This window comes from Staphylococcus sp. FSL H8-0121 (genome assembly GCF_038008425.1).
Lineage (GTDB): Bacteria > Bacillota > Bacilli > Staphylococcales > Staphylococcaceae > Staphylococcus > Staphylococcus pasteuri.
The window spans coordinates 39120-53695 of the sequence record NZ_JBBOZB010000002.1; the positions used below are offsets into that span (position 1 = coordinate 39120).

The 14576-nt window shown below is 32.3% G+C and carries 14 protein-coding genes; 1 reads left to right on the plus strand and 13 read right to left on the minus strand.

Features of this window, described 5'->3' with window-relative positions:
* Positions 1-7: 7 nt before the first annotated feature.
* The 12 genes from LFT63_RS05590 to fdaB form a co-directional block, all read right to left on the minus strand.
* Positions 8-532 carry a TIGR01440 family protein gene (locus LFT63_RS05590; protein ID WP_017636776.1) on the minus strand — a complete coding sequence of 175 codons (525 nt, stop codon included), beginning with the start codon at positions 530-532 and terminating at the stop codon, positions 8-10.
* A 91-nt stretch (positions 533-623) separates the two neighbouring features.
* Positions 624-1070, minus strand: coding sequence for a low molecular weight protein arginine phosphatase (locus tag LFT63_RS05595; RefSeq protein WP_029056179.1), 447 nt, complete (start codon positions 1068-1070; stop codon positions 624-626).
* Entirely contained in the window at positions 1067-2110 is a 1044-nt protein-coding gene (locus LFT63_RS05600) for an L-threonylcarbamoyladenylate synthase (RefSeq protein WP_340768247.1), read from the minus strand. Before LFT63_RS05600 ends, LFT63_RS05595 begins: the two co-directional genes overlap by 4 nt.
* A 205-nt stretch (positions 2111-2315) precedes the next feature.
* A complete protein-coding gene (prmC, locus tag LFT63_RS05605) occupies positions 2316-3152 on the minus strand; it encodes a peptide chain release factor N(5)-glutamine methyltransferase (RefSeq protein ID WP_029056177.1) in 837 nt (278 codons plus the stop codon).
* Entirely contained in the window at positions 3139-4215 is a 1077-nt protein-coding gene (gene prfA / locus LFT63_RS05610; protein ID WP_017636780.1) for a peptide chain release factor 1, read from the minus strand. The genes prmC and prfA overlap by 14 nt, the downstream gene beginning before the upstream one ends.
* Positions 4215-4814: a thymidine kinase gene (locus LFT63_RS05615; protein ID WP_017636781.1), complete on the minus strand. Its 600-nt coding sequence runs from the start codon at positions 4812-4814 to the stop codon at positions 4215-4217. The genes prfA and LFT63_RS05615 overlap by 1 nt, the downstream gene beginning before the upstream one ends.
* Positions 4815-5105: 291 nt before the next feature.
* Positions 5106-5363, minus strand: coding sequence for a type B 50S ribosomal protein L31 (locus tag LFT63_RS05620; RefSeq protein ID WP_017636782.1), 258 nt, complete (start codon positions 5361-5363; stop codon positions 5106-5108).
* Positions 5364-5475: 112 nt separating this feature from the next.
* Positions 5476-6792: a transcription termination factor Rho gene (rho, locus tag LFT63_RS05625; RefSeq protein WP_017636783.1), complete on the minus strand. Its 1317-nt coding sequence runs from the start codon at positions 6790-6792 to the stop codon at positions 5476-5478.
* A gap of 249 nt (positions 6793-7041) precedes the next feature.
* Complete coding sequence (locus tag LFT63_RS05630) at positions 7042-8469, minus strand: aldehyde dehydrogenase family protein (protein ID WP_029056175.1); 1428 nt, start codon at positions 8467-8469, stop codon at positions 7042-7044.
* Between the two features lie 340 nt (positions 8470-8809).
* Positions 8810-9154 (minus strand): winged helix-turn-helix transcriptional regulator, encoded by a 345-nt coding sequence (locus tag LFT63_RS05635; RefSeq protein ID WP_340768249.1) that lies wholly within the window; start codon positions 9152-9154, stop codon positions 8810-8812.
* An 87-nt stretch (positions 9155-9241) separates the two neighbouring features.
* A complete protein-coding gene (locus LFT63_RS05640) occupies positions 9242-10501 on the minus strand; it encodes a UDP-N-acetylglucosamine 1-carboxyvinyltransferase (RefSeq protein WP_029056174.1) in 1260 nt (419 codons plus the stop codon).
* Between the two features lie 281 nt (positions 10502-10782).
* Positions 10783-11643 carry a class IIb fructose-bisphosphate aldolase FdaB gene (fdaB, locus tag LFT63_RS05645; protein WP_017636787.1) on the minus strand — a complete coding sequence of 287 codons (861 nt, stop codon included), beginning with the start codon at positions 11641-11643 and terminating at the stop codon, positions 10783-10785.
* 217 nt (positions 11644-11860) lie between these two features.
* Between fdaB and LFT63_RS05650 the strand changes: the two genes are divergently transcribed.
* The gene (locus tag LFT63_RS05650; RefSeq protein WP_017636788.1) at positions 11861-12382 is read left to right on the plus strand and encodes a DUF2529 domain-containing protein; all 522 of its coding nucleotides are present in this window, start codon (positions 11861-11863) and stop codon (positions 12380-12382) included.
* A gap of 339 nt (positions 12383-12721) precedes the next feature.
* Here the strand turns inward: LFT63_RS05650 and LFT63_RS05655 are convergent, their stop codons facing one another.
* Positions 12722-14329, minus strand: a complete 1608-nt coding sequence (locus tag LFT63_RS05655; RefSeq protein ID WP_017636789.1) for a CTP synthase — start codon at positions 14327-14329, stop codon at positions 12722-12724.
* Positions 14330-14576: the final 247 nt, after the last annotated feature.

Sequence of the window (14576 nt, forward strand, 5' to 3'; positions counted from 1 at the left end):
CAACTAATTAATTATATTTTGCACGTTCGCCACCAATTTTTTTAGGTCTTGATGTAGCAATAGTAACGATTGCTTCCCCCACTTGCTTAATACTAGTTCTAACTGGCACACAAACATGTTTAATGTGCATGCCTATTAATGTTTGACCAATATCTATACCTTTCGGAACTGAAATATGTTCAACAACAACTGGGTCTTCCATATGTTGATATGCGTATGTAGCTAAGCTACCACCTGCATGAACATCTGGTACAACTGTAACTTCTTCCATTGTTAGTGGATTAAAATCGGATCTTTCAATAGTGATTGCTCTATTAATATGCTCACACCCTTGAAATGCGAATGAAACACCTGTCTGTTGTTTCACTTTTTCTAACTCTTTAAATATTGATTCAGCCACTTCCATTGATCCAACAGAACCAATTCGCTGACCAATAACTTCAGAAGTTGAACAACCAATCAAGCATATCTCATTTTCATTAAAAAAGGACATTGCTTTTAATTCGTCTAACAACATTGAAAAATCTTGCATTTGAAACCCACCCCCTAAAAAAATAAAAAGGAACATAGCAAAATTGCTATACTCCCTTATTATAACGTATTTAAAGCGTAACATATACTAATTATATATAATTCTCTAACAGAACTTTTGGGTCGATTTTCATAATTAAGTCATAAATTTGGTTAAATGTTTGTTGATAAGTAAACTTGTCTCCACCATAAGGATCATAAATATCATCTACTTCCCCTACAAATTCACTCAAAGTAAATACATTTGGAAGAGCATCAGTACCATATTGAGACAATATAATGTCCTTATGCGATTTAGACATTGTTAGAATAATATTAGCATCTATATCTTCTCTAGAAAAACTCTGTGTTAATGAAGGTTGAGGCAAATCATTTTCATTTAATATTTCTTCAGATAACTTTGAAATAGGTTGTTGTTCCATAGCAAATATGCCTCTTGACTCAATGGTAATGTCTAATTTATTAAAAACTGATTGTGCAATACTTTCAGCCATGGGACTACGACAAGTATTACCAGTACATACAAATATTAATTTCATAAAGACACCTCATTAACAATTTGATTTCCAGCAGCTTTTAACATTCTATTCATGATAGCTTCAGTGTTATCATTTTTTTCAAAACCAAAAATATATGCTTGAACAATATCATTCCGCTGATCTATATCATGTAAAATACTATATAATAAATGATTTGCTTGTTTGATATCATCTTTATCTTCACATAATTTAATAAAAATAGATTCTTTAGGTAAATAATGACTTAAACTTTTTGGAACAACGAAAGCTGTTTGATTCCATTTATCATTATCCGGAATTTTCTGGCTTAATCCTTCTAGAATAGTTACCGGAGTATCTGGTGAATAATGTTTATATTTCATACCAGGAGCAATAGGTTTAGCACTTTCATTAAAATCTGATTGTGCAATACTATGAGGTATAATTGTTTCAATCATAGATTGTGTAACTGATCCTGGACGTGCAATTCTAAAAGGATACTGTGTACAATCTAATACAGTACTTTCTAATCCTTCTTCACTTTGGTCACCATTTATAATGCCATCAATTCTTCCATTTAAATCATTAAACACATGATCAAAGGTTGTAGGAGATGGTCTACCACTAATATTTGCACTTGGTGCAGCTATAGGCTTATTAATTAATTGTAATAAACCCCTACCAATCAAGTGGCTAGGCATTCTTACAGCAATAGAATTTAGTCCACCTGTTACTTTTTCACATAAATATCCTGATTTTAGAGGTAAGATAAATGATATAGGTCCCGGCCAAAAAGCATCCATTAATTGTCGTACTTTTGGGTCTAACTTATCAATGAAACGATCCATTTGAGAAATATCATGTATGTGTACAATTAACGGATTATCTGATGGTCTTCCTTTAGCTTGATATATTTTACTAACCGCTTCTTGATTAGTAGCATCAGCACCTAAACCATATACTGTCTCTGTTGGTAGTGCTACAAGACCACCATTTAACACGACATCTTTGATCTCTTTAATATATGGATATTCTTCGATATTTTTACTATATTCTCTCAAATCCCATATCTTAGTTTCCAATTTCAAATCACACCTCTTTCCCATAGTTAAATTAAAAATAAAAAGGAGTGGGATAGCTTTATGTCTTTCATTTTATACATGAAAGAATGCTCATTCCCACCCCATTGATAACAAAGTTTATTATACATCAAATTTCGATTAACCTTGCAGATTCATATTAAAACAAATAGAAATAACAACGATTCTTATCTATTATCACTTTTATTTACCATTTTATTTCTAAAATTCTATCAAGTTGATTGATATCTTGATAAACTGCTACTTCTTTATCAGGATACATGTTATGAACGATTTCTTTTAAATTTTGCCCTTGGTTATAGCCAATTTCAAAAACAACATGTGCCTTTGGAAGTAACACTTTAGGTAAATCTTCTAATATAGACTTATAAATCGCATAACCTTCACTTTTAGCAAATAAAGCTTGATGCGGTTCATAATCGACAACTGTTTTAGACATATCTTTTACATCTTTCACATCGATGTATGGTGGATTAGAAATAAGGCCGTTTAGTTTAATGTTTTGTTCAATCAACGGTTTTAAAGCATTTCCCTGCATTAAATTAATATACACATCAAATTGTTCTGAGTTACTGCGTGCTACATCTAATGCATCCTCATATAAATCTGTAGCGATAACTTTTAAAGAAGGCTTTAACATTTTCAAACTAATGGCTATAACACCACTACCAGTACCAATATCAGCTATAGTATCGTCATTTTGACATAAATTTAAAAAGTGTAGCATGACTTCTTCTGTTTCTGGTCTTGGGATTAAACATTGATCAGAAACTTTAAAACGTTGTCCATAAAATGATTGAAAACCAACAATATATTGTATTGGTTCACCTAATAACATCCTTTGTAAATTCAATCCGAATTTAGCTTTATCAGCCTCAGACATCTCATCATTCATATGTATGAGATAATCTGTTCGTGTCCAATTAAATGTATCTAATAATAACCACTCAGCTCGTGTCTGTTCAAAACCCTTCTCTTTTGCTAAAGAAATAGCGTTTGCCAAATAATCTTTATAACTCACCATTGTTTAATTCTTTCAATTTATCTGTTTGTTCAGACAATGTTAAAGCATCAATAACTTCATCTAAATTTCCTTCCATGATTTGACTTAATTTTTGTAAAGTTAAGCCAATTCTATGGTCAGTTACACGGCTTTGAGGATAGTTATATGTTCTGATACGTTCTGAACGATCTCCTGTACCTACTGCTGATTTTCTTTGTGAAGCATATTTTTGTTGTTCTTCTTGTAACTTCATGTCATATAATCTTGCTTTTAATACTTTTAAAGCTTTTTCTCTGTTTTGTATTTGTGATTTTTCTGAAGAAGTAGCTATAATACCTGTTGGTAAGTGAGTAATACGTACTGCTGAATCGGTAGTATTGACGTGTTGTCCACCTGCACCACTAGAACGATACGTATCAATTTTCAAATCTTCATTTCTAACTTCAATTTCAACATCTTCTACTTCTGGCAATACTGCAACGGTTGCTGTGGAAGTATGAATTCTACCACCTGATTCTGTTTCAGGTACACGTTGAACACGGTGTGCGCCATTTTCAAATTTTAATTTACTATACGCACCATTACCTGATACTGAAAAACTAACTTCTTTATAACCGCCATGATCACTTTCAGAAGCTTCAACAATTTCAGTTTTGAAGTTATGCATTTCTGCGTACTTAGAATACATTCTCATTAAATCACCAGCAAAAATTGCCGCTTCATCCCCACCAGCTGCTGCTCTAATCTCAACGATAACATCTTTCTCATCATTAGGGTCTTTAGGAATTAGTAATAATTTAAGTTGTTCTTCCATTTCTGGTAATTCATTTTTCAATGTTGCACTTTCTTCTTTTAACATTTCAACTTCTTCTTTATCCGAAGTTTCATTCAACATTTCTTCAATATCACTTAATTCTTCTTTTTTGCTTTTGTAGCTTCTGTAAACATCTACAGTTTTTTGTAAATCTGCTTGTTCTTTAGAATATTTACGTAATTTATCTGAATCATTAACGACATCAGGGTCACTTAACATTTCATTTAATTGTTCATATCTTTCCTCTACAATTTCTAATTGATCAAACACTACATTTCCTCCTTCTCATTTTCACTTGGAGCCACTATGTGATGTGCTCTACATCTAGGTTCGTAACTTTCATTTGCACCGACTAGAATTATTGGATCATCTGCTTTAGCCGGTTGCCCATCTATAAGTCTTTGTGTTCTACTTGAAGGGCTACCACATACTGCACAAACAGCTTGTAATTTAGTCACGTGCTCACTTAAAGATAATAATTTAGGTATAGGTTCAAAGGGTTCTCCTCTAAAATCCATATCTAATCCGGCTACAATAACCCTGTGACCATTATCTGCAAGTTGTTGTATGATACTTACAATATTTTCATCGAAAAATTGAACTTCATCAATCCCTATAACATCTACGTGTGATACATCATGAATGAGTATTTCTCTAGCTGTTGCAATATTGATTGCTTCAATAGCATTTCCATTATGTGAAACTACCTTTTCTTTATGATAACGATCATCTATAGCTGGTTTAAAAACAATGACTTTCTGTTTAGCATAAATACCTCGTCTTAAACGACGAATAAGTTCTTCTGATTTACCACTAAACATACTTCCGGTAATACATTCGATCCATCCGGAATGATAAGTTTCATACATTAAACGTTCCACCTTTTTTCAAAACATAATCGCTTAATTATATCATATTTTGAAATTTCATAAATGCTATTTTAACAATTGATTCGTTAAATCATTTTTGAAAATTTGCTTATAACTTATTTACTGGACTGGCTTATTTAAATGTTATATTAACAATCATACTTTTTCACTCACTTTAAGTTATATATTAATTACGGTAAAAATGCATTATTAACATGATTGATTTCTCACTATAAAATAAAAAAACTGCCTACAAATCCATTACAATGGCGTAGACAGTCTAAACTTAAATTAGTTATTATTTGATTTAAGACCAAATTTTTTGTTGAAGCGTTCCACACGACCATCCGCAGCAGCGAATTTTTGACGTCCAGTATAGAATGGATGTGAATCAGAAGAAATATCTAAACGAATAACTGGGTATTCATTTCCATCTTCCCACTCCATTGTTTCTGAAGATGTTTTAGTAGAACCACTTAAAAATTTAAAATCTGTAGTAGTATCTAAAAAGATAACTTTATGATACTCAGGATGAATTCCTTGTTTCATTGTTTTCAGCTCCTTTGCCCTGAACCATCTGGAACAGAGTTATTTGTGAGTTTTTTACCCAATACTGTGTAATTATAATAGTATTTAATGTAAAACGCAACCCTTTGTAACATTAAATAATAGGTTTACCTGTTTTCGTACTTTCTTCAGCTGATTTTTGTAATTGTTCAAAGAAATCTTTATTATTTTTTGAACGTTTTAACTTACGAATAAATCTTTCTGTAAAATCAGTAGAATCAGTAAATAGATTTCGAAGTTGCCATAATGTATCTAGTTCTGCTTTGCTAATTAATAATTCTTCTTTACGAGTTGAGCTTCTACCAATATCAATGGCAGGGAAAATACGACGTTCAGATAATTTACGGTCTAGATGTAATTCCATATTTCCAGTTCCTTTGAACTCTTCATAAATCATATCGTCCATTCGTGAACCTGTATCTACTAGTGCTGTAGCTAAAATAGTTAAACTACCACCCGCTTCGATATTTCTAGCTGCACCAAAAAAGGCTTTAGGTTTGTGTAGTGAAGCTGGATCAAGACCACCAGATAAAGTACGACCACTTGGAGGAATAACTAAGTTATAAGCTCTAGCTAAACGTGTGATAGAATCCATTAAAATAATAACATCTTCACCAATTTCTACTAGACGCTTTGCTCTTTCTAATAATAGCTCTGCAACTTTAACATGATGTTGAGGTGGTTCATCAAACGTTGAATGTACAACTTCTGCAGATTCTACAGAACGTTCAATATCTGTAACCTCTTCGGGTCTTTCACCTACTAATAAAACAAATAATTTAGCATCTGGTTTATTTGTAATAATTGCGTTAGCTATTTCTTTTAGTAAGGATGTTTTACCAGCTTTTGGTGGCGCTACAATAAGACCACGTTGACCTAAACCAATAGGCGTAACTAAATCCATAATTCGTGTGGAATAATTCTTAGGTTCTGTTTCTAGTAAAATTCTTTCATCTGGATACAAAGGCGTCAACGCTTGGAAGTGAGGACGTTTTTTTACTTCTTCAGCATTATGATCGTTTACAAAGTCGACCTGTAACAAACCATAATATTTTTCATTATCTTTTGGCTTACGGACTTTTCCTGTTACTTTATCGCCTCTTTTTATTTCAAATCGACGAATTTGACTTGCTGAAATGTAGATGTCTTTTTCACCCTTAGAATAGTTTACAGTTCTTAAGAAACCATAACCATCGGGTTGGATATCATCTAAAATACCCTCCATATAATAATTGCCATCTTTCTCCATTTGAGCTTCCATGATAGCTAGTACAAGTTCTTTCTTATTTAATTTGCTGTAATTAGTTAATTTTAAAGATTTCGCTTTTTGAGTGAGTTCTTTTGTAGTGTTGTTCTTGTATAGTTCGTGGAAAGATTCATATTGAGGAGATGTTCGTTCTCTTTCAGGCATAGACTTGCACCCATTTCCTTATTTTTTGTGGTAAAAAGATGATGATAGAACAGTGAACGAAAATGATTTCAAAGTTTTTCGTTAATGTAATTCATTACCTTCTAAATACTAGAATAACTATAGCAAATTTTTAATTTAAATACAAAATGATTTTTTGAAAAGTTAATATAAAAATGCCAATGCACAAATATTATTCAATATTGTACATTGGCATGATTGATATTAAACCTTATTCAGATTTAACTTTATTTATTTATAATAACCTGCGATTGATTTAACTTCTAAGAATTCTTCGATACCATAGTCGCCCCATTCACGACCTAATCCAGATTGTTTATAACCACCAAATGGTAGATCTGGTTTACGACCTGCTTCGTTAATTTCCACTGTACCAGCTTCAATTGAACGAGCCACTTTGTGTAATGTGTCTTTGTCGTTACCAATAACATATCCAGCTAAACCATATTTAGTATCATTTGCAATTTCAATAGCTTCGTCTAAATCGTTATAAGTGATAACTGACATTACTGGTCCAAAGATTTCCTCTTGAGCTATAGTCATATTATTATCTACATTGATGAAAATAGTTGGACGTGCGAAATATCCTTTTTCTAATCCTTCTGGTTTACCAGGGCCGCCATAGAATAATTCAGCACCTTCTTCAATACCTTTATCAATATATGATTGAACTTGGTCAAATTGTTTTTTACTAATAATAGGACCAACTTGAGTACCTTCTTCTCTAGGGTTACCTACTTTAACAGAACTGAATTGTTCTTTAACCGCTTTTAAGAAGTCTTCTTTAATACTATTAGGTACTAAAACACGTGTACCTGCAGTACAAACTTGTCCTGTATTATTAACAACTTTACCAGTAGTTGCTTTAGCTGCGGCTTCAATATCTACATCGTCTAATACGATATATGGTGATTTACCACCAAGTTCTAGTGATACTTTTTTGAAGTCTTTAGCTGCTTTTTCCATAATTTTTGAACCTGTAGGACCAGAACCAGTAAATGACATCATTCTTACTTTTGGATGTTCACTAAGTGGATTACCTACGCCTTCACCATCACCATTTACTAAGTTAAATACGCCTTTTGGCATACCTACTTTATCGAAAATTTCAGCTAAAATTACTGCTGCGAATGGTGTTTCTTCAGATGGTTTCAACACTACTGGACTACCTGCTGCAAAAGCTGCAGCTAGTTTAAGTGATGTTTGGTTTGTAGGGAAGTTCCAAGGTGTTACTAATCCTGACACACCAATCGCTTCTTTAACAACTAAATCATCACCACGACGTTCTTCAAATTCGAAATTATCTAAAGCGTCTCTTGCTGCTGTAAAATGGTTAAGACCCATTTGGTAGTGTACATTTTCAGAAACTGATAATGGTGCACCTAATTCATCAGTAATCGCTTGAATTATATCTTCTTTTCTATTTTCATATTCTTTAACGATTTTATCTAATAAATCTCTTCTATATTCAACCGTACTATGACGGAAATCTAAATATACATTATCAGCTGCTTCTACAGCTTTGTTGACATCTTCTTCATTACCTTTGGCTACTGAGCCAATAACTTCTTCAGTTGCAGGGTTAATTACATCTATTGTTTCACCGCTAGTACTATCAACCCATTCACCATTTATATATTGTTTAGTGAATTGTCTCATCAAACTTCACTCCTTAGAATTGTTATACAACTATTCTAACCACTTTTATTAAAAGTTAAACATATCTGCTCATCATATTAAATTGAACTTGATTTGTTTTGTTTTCACTTTTTATTTAAATTAAGTAACAAAAAAAGAGATAGAGACATAAAAGTTCAACACTTCAGACAACCAATCAATGCTTTCCGAAGCAGGATTTTTAACAAACACTCAATAATGTTGTTCTAATCCTAAACGTTTATGTCCCAATCTCTTTCAAAAATCAATCACACCATCAAATACTATATGCAATTAAGTATTTTAACGGTTTAGAAACTATACGTAGTACAATTTATAAGTACTATTTAACAGTTTCAGTTTCAGGTTCTGGTTCAAGATTTATATTATTTTGAGCCCATTCTTCAATTGGTTTTAAAGATGCGGCTAATGAACGTCCTTTATCAGTTAGTTCATAAATAATAGTAACCGGACTAGTAGAAATTATTCTTTTTTCTACTAAACCCCAATCTCCTAATTCAGTCAATTTTATACTTAGTGCACGAGGCGTGATTGTTTTTAAGTCTCTTTTCAAATCGGAAAAATGTGCAGATTGATCTTCACATCTTGATAAATAATTAATAATCAAGCCATTCCAACTGCGTCCTAAAATTTTAAAAGTTTCTTCTAAATAAGGACAAACTTCCATGATATTCACCTCTCACTCTAATATCTTAATACTAATGCACTTAAATAAGTGCTTATAATTTTAAGTATATTAATTATACCACATTTTTTAAATAGTTTCAGTCCAAATATCTGCACCTAATTGTTTTAAATGCTCAACGATTTGTGTATAGCCACGATAAATATGTTTCACATTATAAATAGTCGTTACACCTTCGGCAATTAAACCTGCTACTATTAAGCAAGCCCCTGCTCTTAGGTCACTTGCATATACTTCTGCTCCTTTAAGTTTTGAAGGTTTAATCGTCGCAGTACCATTATCTTTATTAATGTCCGCTCCCATATGTTGTAACTCCTCAACATGCTTAAATCTCTCAGGATAAATCGTATCAGTTACAAAAGATGGCCCTTTAGTCATAAATAATAAAGGTGTGATGGGTTGTTGTAAATCCGTTGCAAAACCAGGATATACTAATGTTTTAATATCAACGCTTTGGTAAGGTTCATTCTTTCTGATAATAACCTTTTCGTCGTTCAACTCAATATCGACACCCATTTCCTTTAATTTAGAAGTTAAAGCTTCTACGTGTCTTGGAACTATATTATTGATGACTACTTCTTCACCAGCAGCTGCTGCCATACACATATATGAGCCTGCTTCTATACGGTCAGGAATCACTTGATATTCAGTACCATGTAATGTATCAACACCAGTTATTTTAATTGTTGTTGTACCTGCTCCTTTAATTTGTGCTCCCATACTAATCAAGAAGTTAGCTACATCCACTACTTCTGGTTCTTTTGCTGCATTTTCTATAACCGTTTGCCCCTCTGCATGTACTGCAGCTAGCATAATATTAATAGTGGCACCAACACTTACCATATCTAAAAAGATATTTGCACCTTTTAATTGTTTAGCTTCAATTTTCATTGATGTATTACTTGATTCATCTATTTCAGCACCTAAAGCTTTAAATCCTTTTATATGCTGATCAATTGGACGGGGACCTAAAGGACATCCACCCGGAAGACCAATAACGCATTTTTTAAAACGACCGAGCATCGCACCCATCATATAATATGAAGCTCTTAAAGATTCAACTTTGTTATTTGGAAGTGGCGCGTTTTCTATTTCAGTGGTATCAATATCTAATTTTTTACCATTTAATTTAGTTTTAATATTTAAATCTTCTAGCAAGCTTACAAGTGTTTCTACATCAGAGATTTGTGGTAATCCATCTAAATTTACATGCCCTTGAGCTAATAAAGTAGCCGGAATAATTGCTACTGCACTATTTTTCGCACCACTTATCTCTACTTCACCATTAAGCTTCTTTCCACCTCTAATTTTGATTACTTCTTGAGCCATATTTTTATCTCCTTTGTTTCTATCGTTTATTAAAATTTTACATTATTTGCATTATAAAATAGTTTTACTTTATTTGTAAAATAGTTCATAAATATTAAACCATCATAGCGATTTTATTCAATATACACCATTAAATATGATTAAAATGTTATTTACTTTTACCTCATGCGATTTACTTGTTTTTATTAAAAAATGACGTTTGCCTTATAAAATACGTAATAATTATAGCATAAAAAACAAGCCATTAAACCTAAGTTTAATGGCTTGTTCATTGATATTAATTATTTAGCACGGTTTGAAGTACCGAATTCTTTAATTTTACCTTTAACTGTTGCTTTAATAGCTTCACGAGCAGGTCCTAAATATTTACGTGGGTCGTAAACTTCAGAATCATTGTTTAATACATCGCGAACAGCTTTTGCTGAAGCAATTTGGTTTTCAGTGTTTACGTTAATTTTAGCTGTACCGTAAGGAATTGCTTTTTGAATGTCTTTAGTTGGGATACCAGTACCACCATGTAATACTAATGGTAATCCAGTTGATGCACCAATTTCTTCCATTTCTTTGAATCCTAATTTAGGTTCGCCTTTATATGGACCGTGAACTGAACCTAAAGCAGGTGCTAAAGTATCAATTCCAGTTTTTTCAACTAGTTCTTGACATTCTTTAGGGTCTGCGTAGATAACACCGTCAGCTACTACATCGTCTTCTTGTCCTCCAACAGTACCTAATTCAGCTTCTACTGATACGCCTCTTTCGTGAGCATATTCAACCACTTTAGAAGTGATTTCGATATTTTCTTCGAATGCACTATGTGAAGCGTCAATCATAACTGAAGTGAATCCAGCGTCGATAGCTTCTTTACATTTTTCAAAGCTTGAACCGTGGTCTAAATGGATTGCAACTGGTACTGTGATGTTTAAGTCATGCATTAATCCTTCTACCATTTTAACTACAGTGTAGAATCCGCTCATGTAACGAGCAGCACCTTCAGATACACCTAAAATAACTGGTGCATTTTCTTCTTGTGAAGCTTCTAAAATTGCTTGAGTGAATTCTAGGTTATTTAAGTTGTATTGACCAACTGCATAACCATTTTCTTTTGCATCGATTAACATTTCTTTCATTGAAACTAAAGGCATTATAGTTCCTCCTTGAGTGCTTATGCACGTATTTTTCAAACTCATTATAACAAACTTAATCCTTAATTGCATTCGAATAGATGATTTAAAATTTACAATTTTCACAATCCTTACTACATCTCATTTTGCAAACGTATACAATTAAAATTATTTTTAATCATTGCATTCAATGAGACGTTTATTTAAAATATTTTAATGAATAGAATGGAGGTTAATTATGTCAAAAATACTCAATACACAATTAATTGGCATCTTCGATAGGATCGAAAAACAGTCTTTAGATATACAAATGGGAGCTCAATGCTTAGTCCAAGCTATTGGTGGCGAAGGTCATGTATATATTAAAGGATATGAAGATTTAAAATTTTACGAAGACTTTATATTGAATAGTAATGAAAAATTAAAATCCAGTCGTGCATTAGCAGATTTAAAACATATGAATGATTTAGATACGACTGATAGAGTATTTTTATTTTCTCCTACATACAACGATGACGTTGAAAAAGATGTTCAACAATTAATTGATTTAGATGTTGATTTTGTCCTTATATGTAATCGCCCAAAAAGTGATGACTTTCCAGAGCATTTAATGCATTTCATCAATTTATCTACCCCAAGACCTATCGTTTACACTGAAGACTACGATAAAATTGTTCAACCTCACCCTATCGCGTTTAACTACATTTATTACGACATTTATACACAAATGATCGAAATGACACGTGATTTAGAATTATAAAATATTTATCAAAAAAACGCAGAACATAAAATTCTTCGACAAGTGAAAAAAGGTAATTTCTATTGAAATAATATAGAAATTACTTTTTTAGTATTTTAAATGTAAAGTTACTTATAAATACGTAGTATTTATGGCAAGACTCCTGAGGGAACAGTACTAGTTGAAGACCTTACAAATTCTCACAGATTTATCTGTGTAGTATTTCTGGCTGAAACTGTACCCTCGGAATGCGAAGCCATACAATACGAAGTATTGGGTATAAAGAAAGCACTAAGATGATTAAAATAAATCATCTTAGTGCTTTTATTTTGAGATTTATGTCCTGTCATGTTTTTCGTATTATTTTTGTTGATGTTTTAATGATGCTTCAACAAAAGCTTTAAATATTGGTTGAGGTCTGTTAGGTCTTGATAAGAATTCTGGATGGAATTGACAAGCAATAAAGAAATCTTTTTCAGGAATTTCTACCATTTCGATTAATCTACCATCTGGACTAGTACCTGAGAATACCATGCCATTAGCTTCTAATTGTTCTCTATAATTATTATTAAATTCGTATCTATGACGATGTCTTTCTTCAATATTATTTTCATTGTAAATAGAATGTGCTAACGTACCATCTTTAATTGCACATGGATATAAACCTAATCTTAATGTGCCACCTAAATCTTCAATATCTTTTTGTTCTGGTAATAAATCGATGATTGGATGTGGTGTACTTGGATCTAACTCTGCTGAATGTGCACCTTCTAAACCTAATACATTACGTGCAAATTCTACTGTAGCTAACTGCATACCTAAACAAATACCAAAATAAGGAACATTGTTTTCACGTGCATATTTAATAGCTGAAATTTTACCTTCACTTGCACGGAAGCCAAATCCACCTGGTACTAAGATACCGTCTACATCTGATAAATAACTCTCAACATTATCATCTGTTACAAGACTTGAATCAATCCATTTAACAACGACATCTTTTTTGAAAGGATAGCCTGCATGTTTAAGTGATTCAACAACTGATAAATAAGCATCTTGTAAGCTTACGTATTTACCTACTAAACCGATAGTAATTTTACCATCCAAGCTATTTACAGTATCAAGTAAATGCTGCCATTCATCTAATTGAGTTTCATATTTAGCATTTAATTGTAAACGTTTGATGACAATGTCATCCATATCTTGTTTACTCAATTGTAACGGGATTTCATAAAGTGAGTCTGCATCACGACACTCAATAACGCTTTCTTTATTAATATCACAGAATAATGCAATCTTATCTTTTAAATCTTGAGTCATTTCATATTCTGAACGAACTACAATCAAGTCTGGTTGAATACCTAAACCACGCAATTCTTTAACACTATGTTGTGTTGGTTTTGTTTTCATTTCACCGGCAGCTTTAATATATGGTAATAATGTACAATGTACATACATAACATTTTCTCTACCTAAGTCGCTTCTAATTTGACGAATTGCTTCTAAAAATGGAAGAGACTCAATATCACCTGTTGTACCACCAATTTCAGTGATAACTACATCTGCATTTGTACTTTCTCCAGCTAATAATAAACGTTCTTTAATTTCATTTGTAATGTGTGGAATAACTTGCACTGTTCCACCTAAATAATCACCGCGACGTTCTTTTTTCAGCACGTGAGAATATACTTTACCAGCAGTTACGTTTGAATATTTATTTAAATTAATATCAATAAAACGTTCATAGTGACCTAAGTCTAAATCTGTTTCAGCACCGTCATCTGTAACGAATACTTCACCATGTTGATATGGACTCATAGTACCTGGATCAACGTTTAAGTATGGATCAAATTTTTGAATCGTAACTTCAAGACCTCTATCTTTTAATAATCTACCTAATGATGCAGCAGTAATTCCTTTACCTAAAGACGAAACTACGCCACCTGTTACAAATATAAACTTTGTCATAATTTGACCTCCTGAATTTTTAATAAAGCATTTAAATTAAGTATGTATTTAGTTTATGAGGAACGATGTGTACGTGCGATTTACTTTGATTCGTTTTATATCATAGTCTATTTAATCATTCGTTTTAAATAATACTTATTCTACAATATTAATTACCTCATTGGAATCTTGTTTAATTAAAAATAAAAAAAGCTCCCTCTCACATATCAGTAAGGGGAGCGTATTACATTTATACACGTGTCCTATT

Coding starts and splice junctions, on each gene's coding strand:
- LFT63_RS05620 (WP_017636782.1), bottom strand. CDS start 5,363: ATGAAACAAGGAATTCATCCTGAGTATCATAAAGTTATCTTTTTAGAT.
- fdaB (WP_017636787.1), bottom strand. CDS start 11,643: ATGCCTTTAGTTTCAATGAAAGAAATGTTAATCGATGCAAAAGAAAAT.
- LFT63_RS05590 (WP_017636776.1), bottom strand. CDS start 532: ATGCAAGATTTTTCAATGTTGTTAGACGAATTAAAAGCAATGTCCTTT.
- LFT63_RS05595 (WP_029056179.1), bottom strand. CDS start 1,070: ATGAAATTAATATTTGTATGTACTGGTAATACTTGTCGTAGTCCCATG.
- prmC (WP_029056177.1), bottom strand. CDS start 3,152: ATGGTGAGTTATAAAGATTATTTGGCAAACGCTATTTCTTTAGCAAAA.
- LFT63_RS05635 (WP_340768249.1), bottom strand. CDS start 9,154: ATGGAAGTTTGTCCTTATTTAGAAGAAACTTTTAAAATTTTAGGACGC.
- LFT63_RS05630 (WP_029056175.1), bottom strand. CDS start 8,469: ATGAGACAATTCACTAAACAATATATAAATGGTGAATGGGTTGATAGT.
- LFT63_RS05650 (WP_017636788.1), top strand. CDS start 11,861: ATGTCAAAAATACTCAATACACAATTAATTGGCATCTTCGATAGGATC.
- LFT63_RS05615 (WP_017636781.1), bottom strand. CDS start 4,814: ATGTATGAAACTTATCATTCCGGATGGATCGAATGTATTACCGGAAGT.
- rho (WP_017636783.1), bottom strand. CDS start 6,792: ATGCCTGAAAGAGAACGAACATCTCCTCAATATGAATCTTTCCACGAA.
- LFT63_RS05655 (WP_017636789.1), bottom strand. CDS start 14,329: ATGACAAAGTTTATATTTGTAACAGGTGGCGTAGTTTCGTCTTTAGGT.
- LFT63_RS05640 (WP_029056174.1), bottom strand. CDS start 10,501: ATGGCTCAAGAAGTAATCAAAATTAGAGGTGGAAAGAAGCTTAATGGT.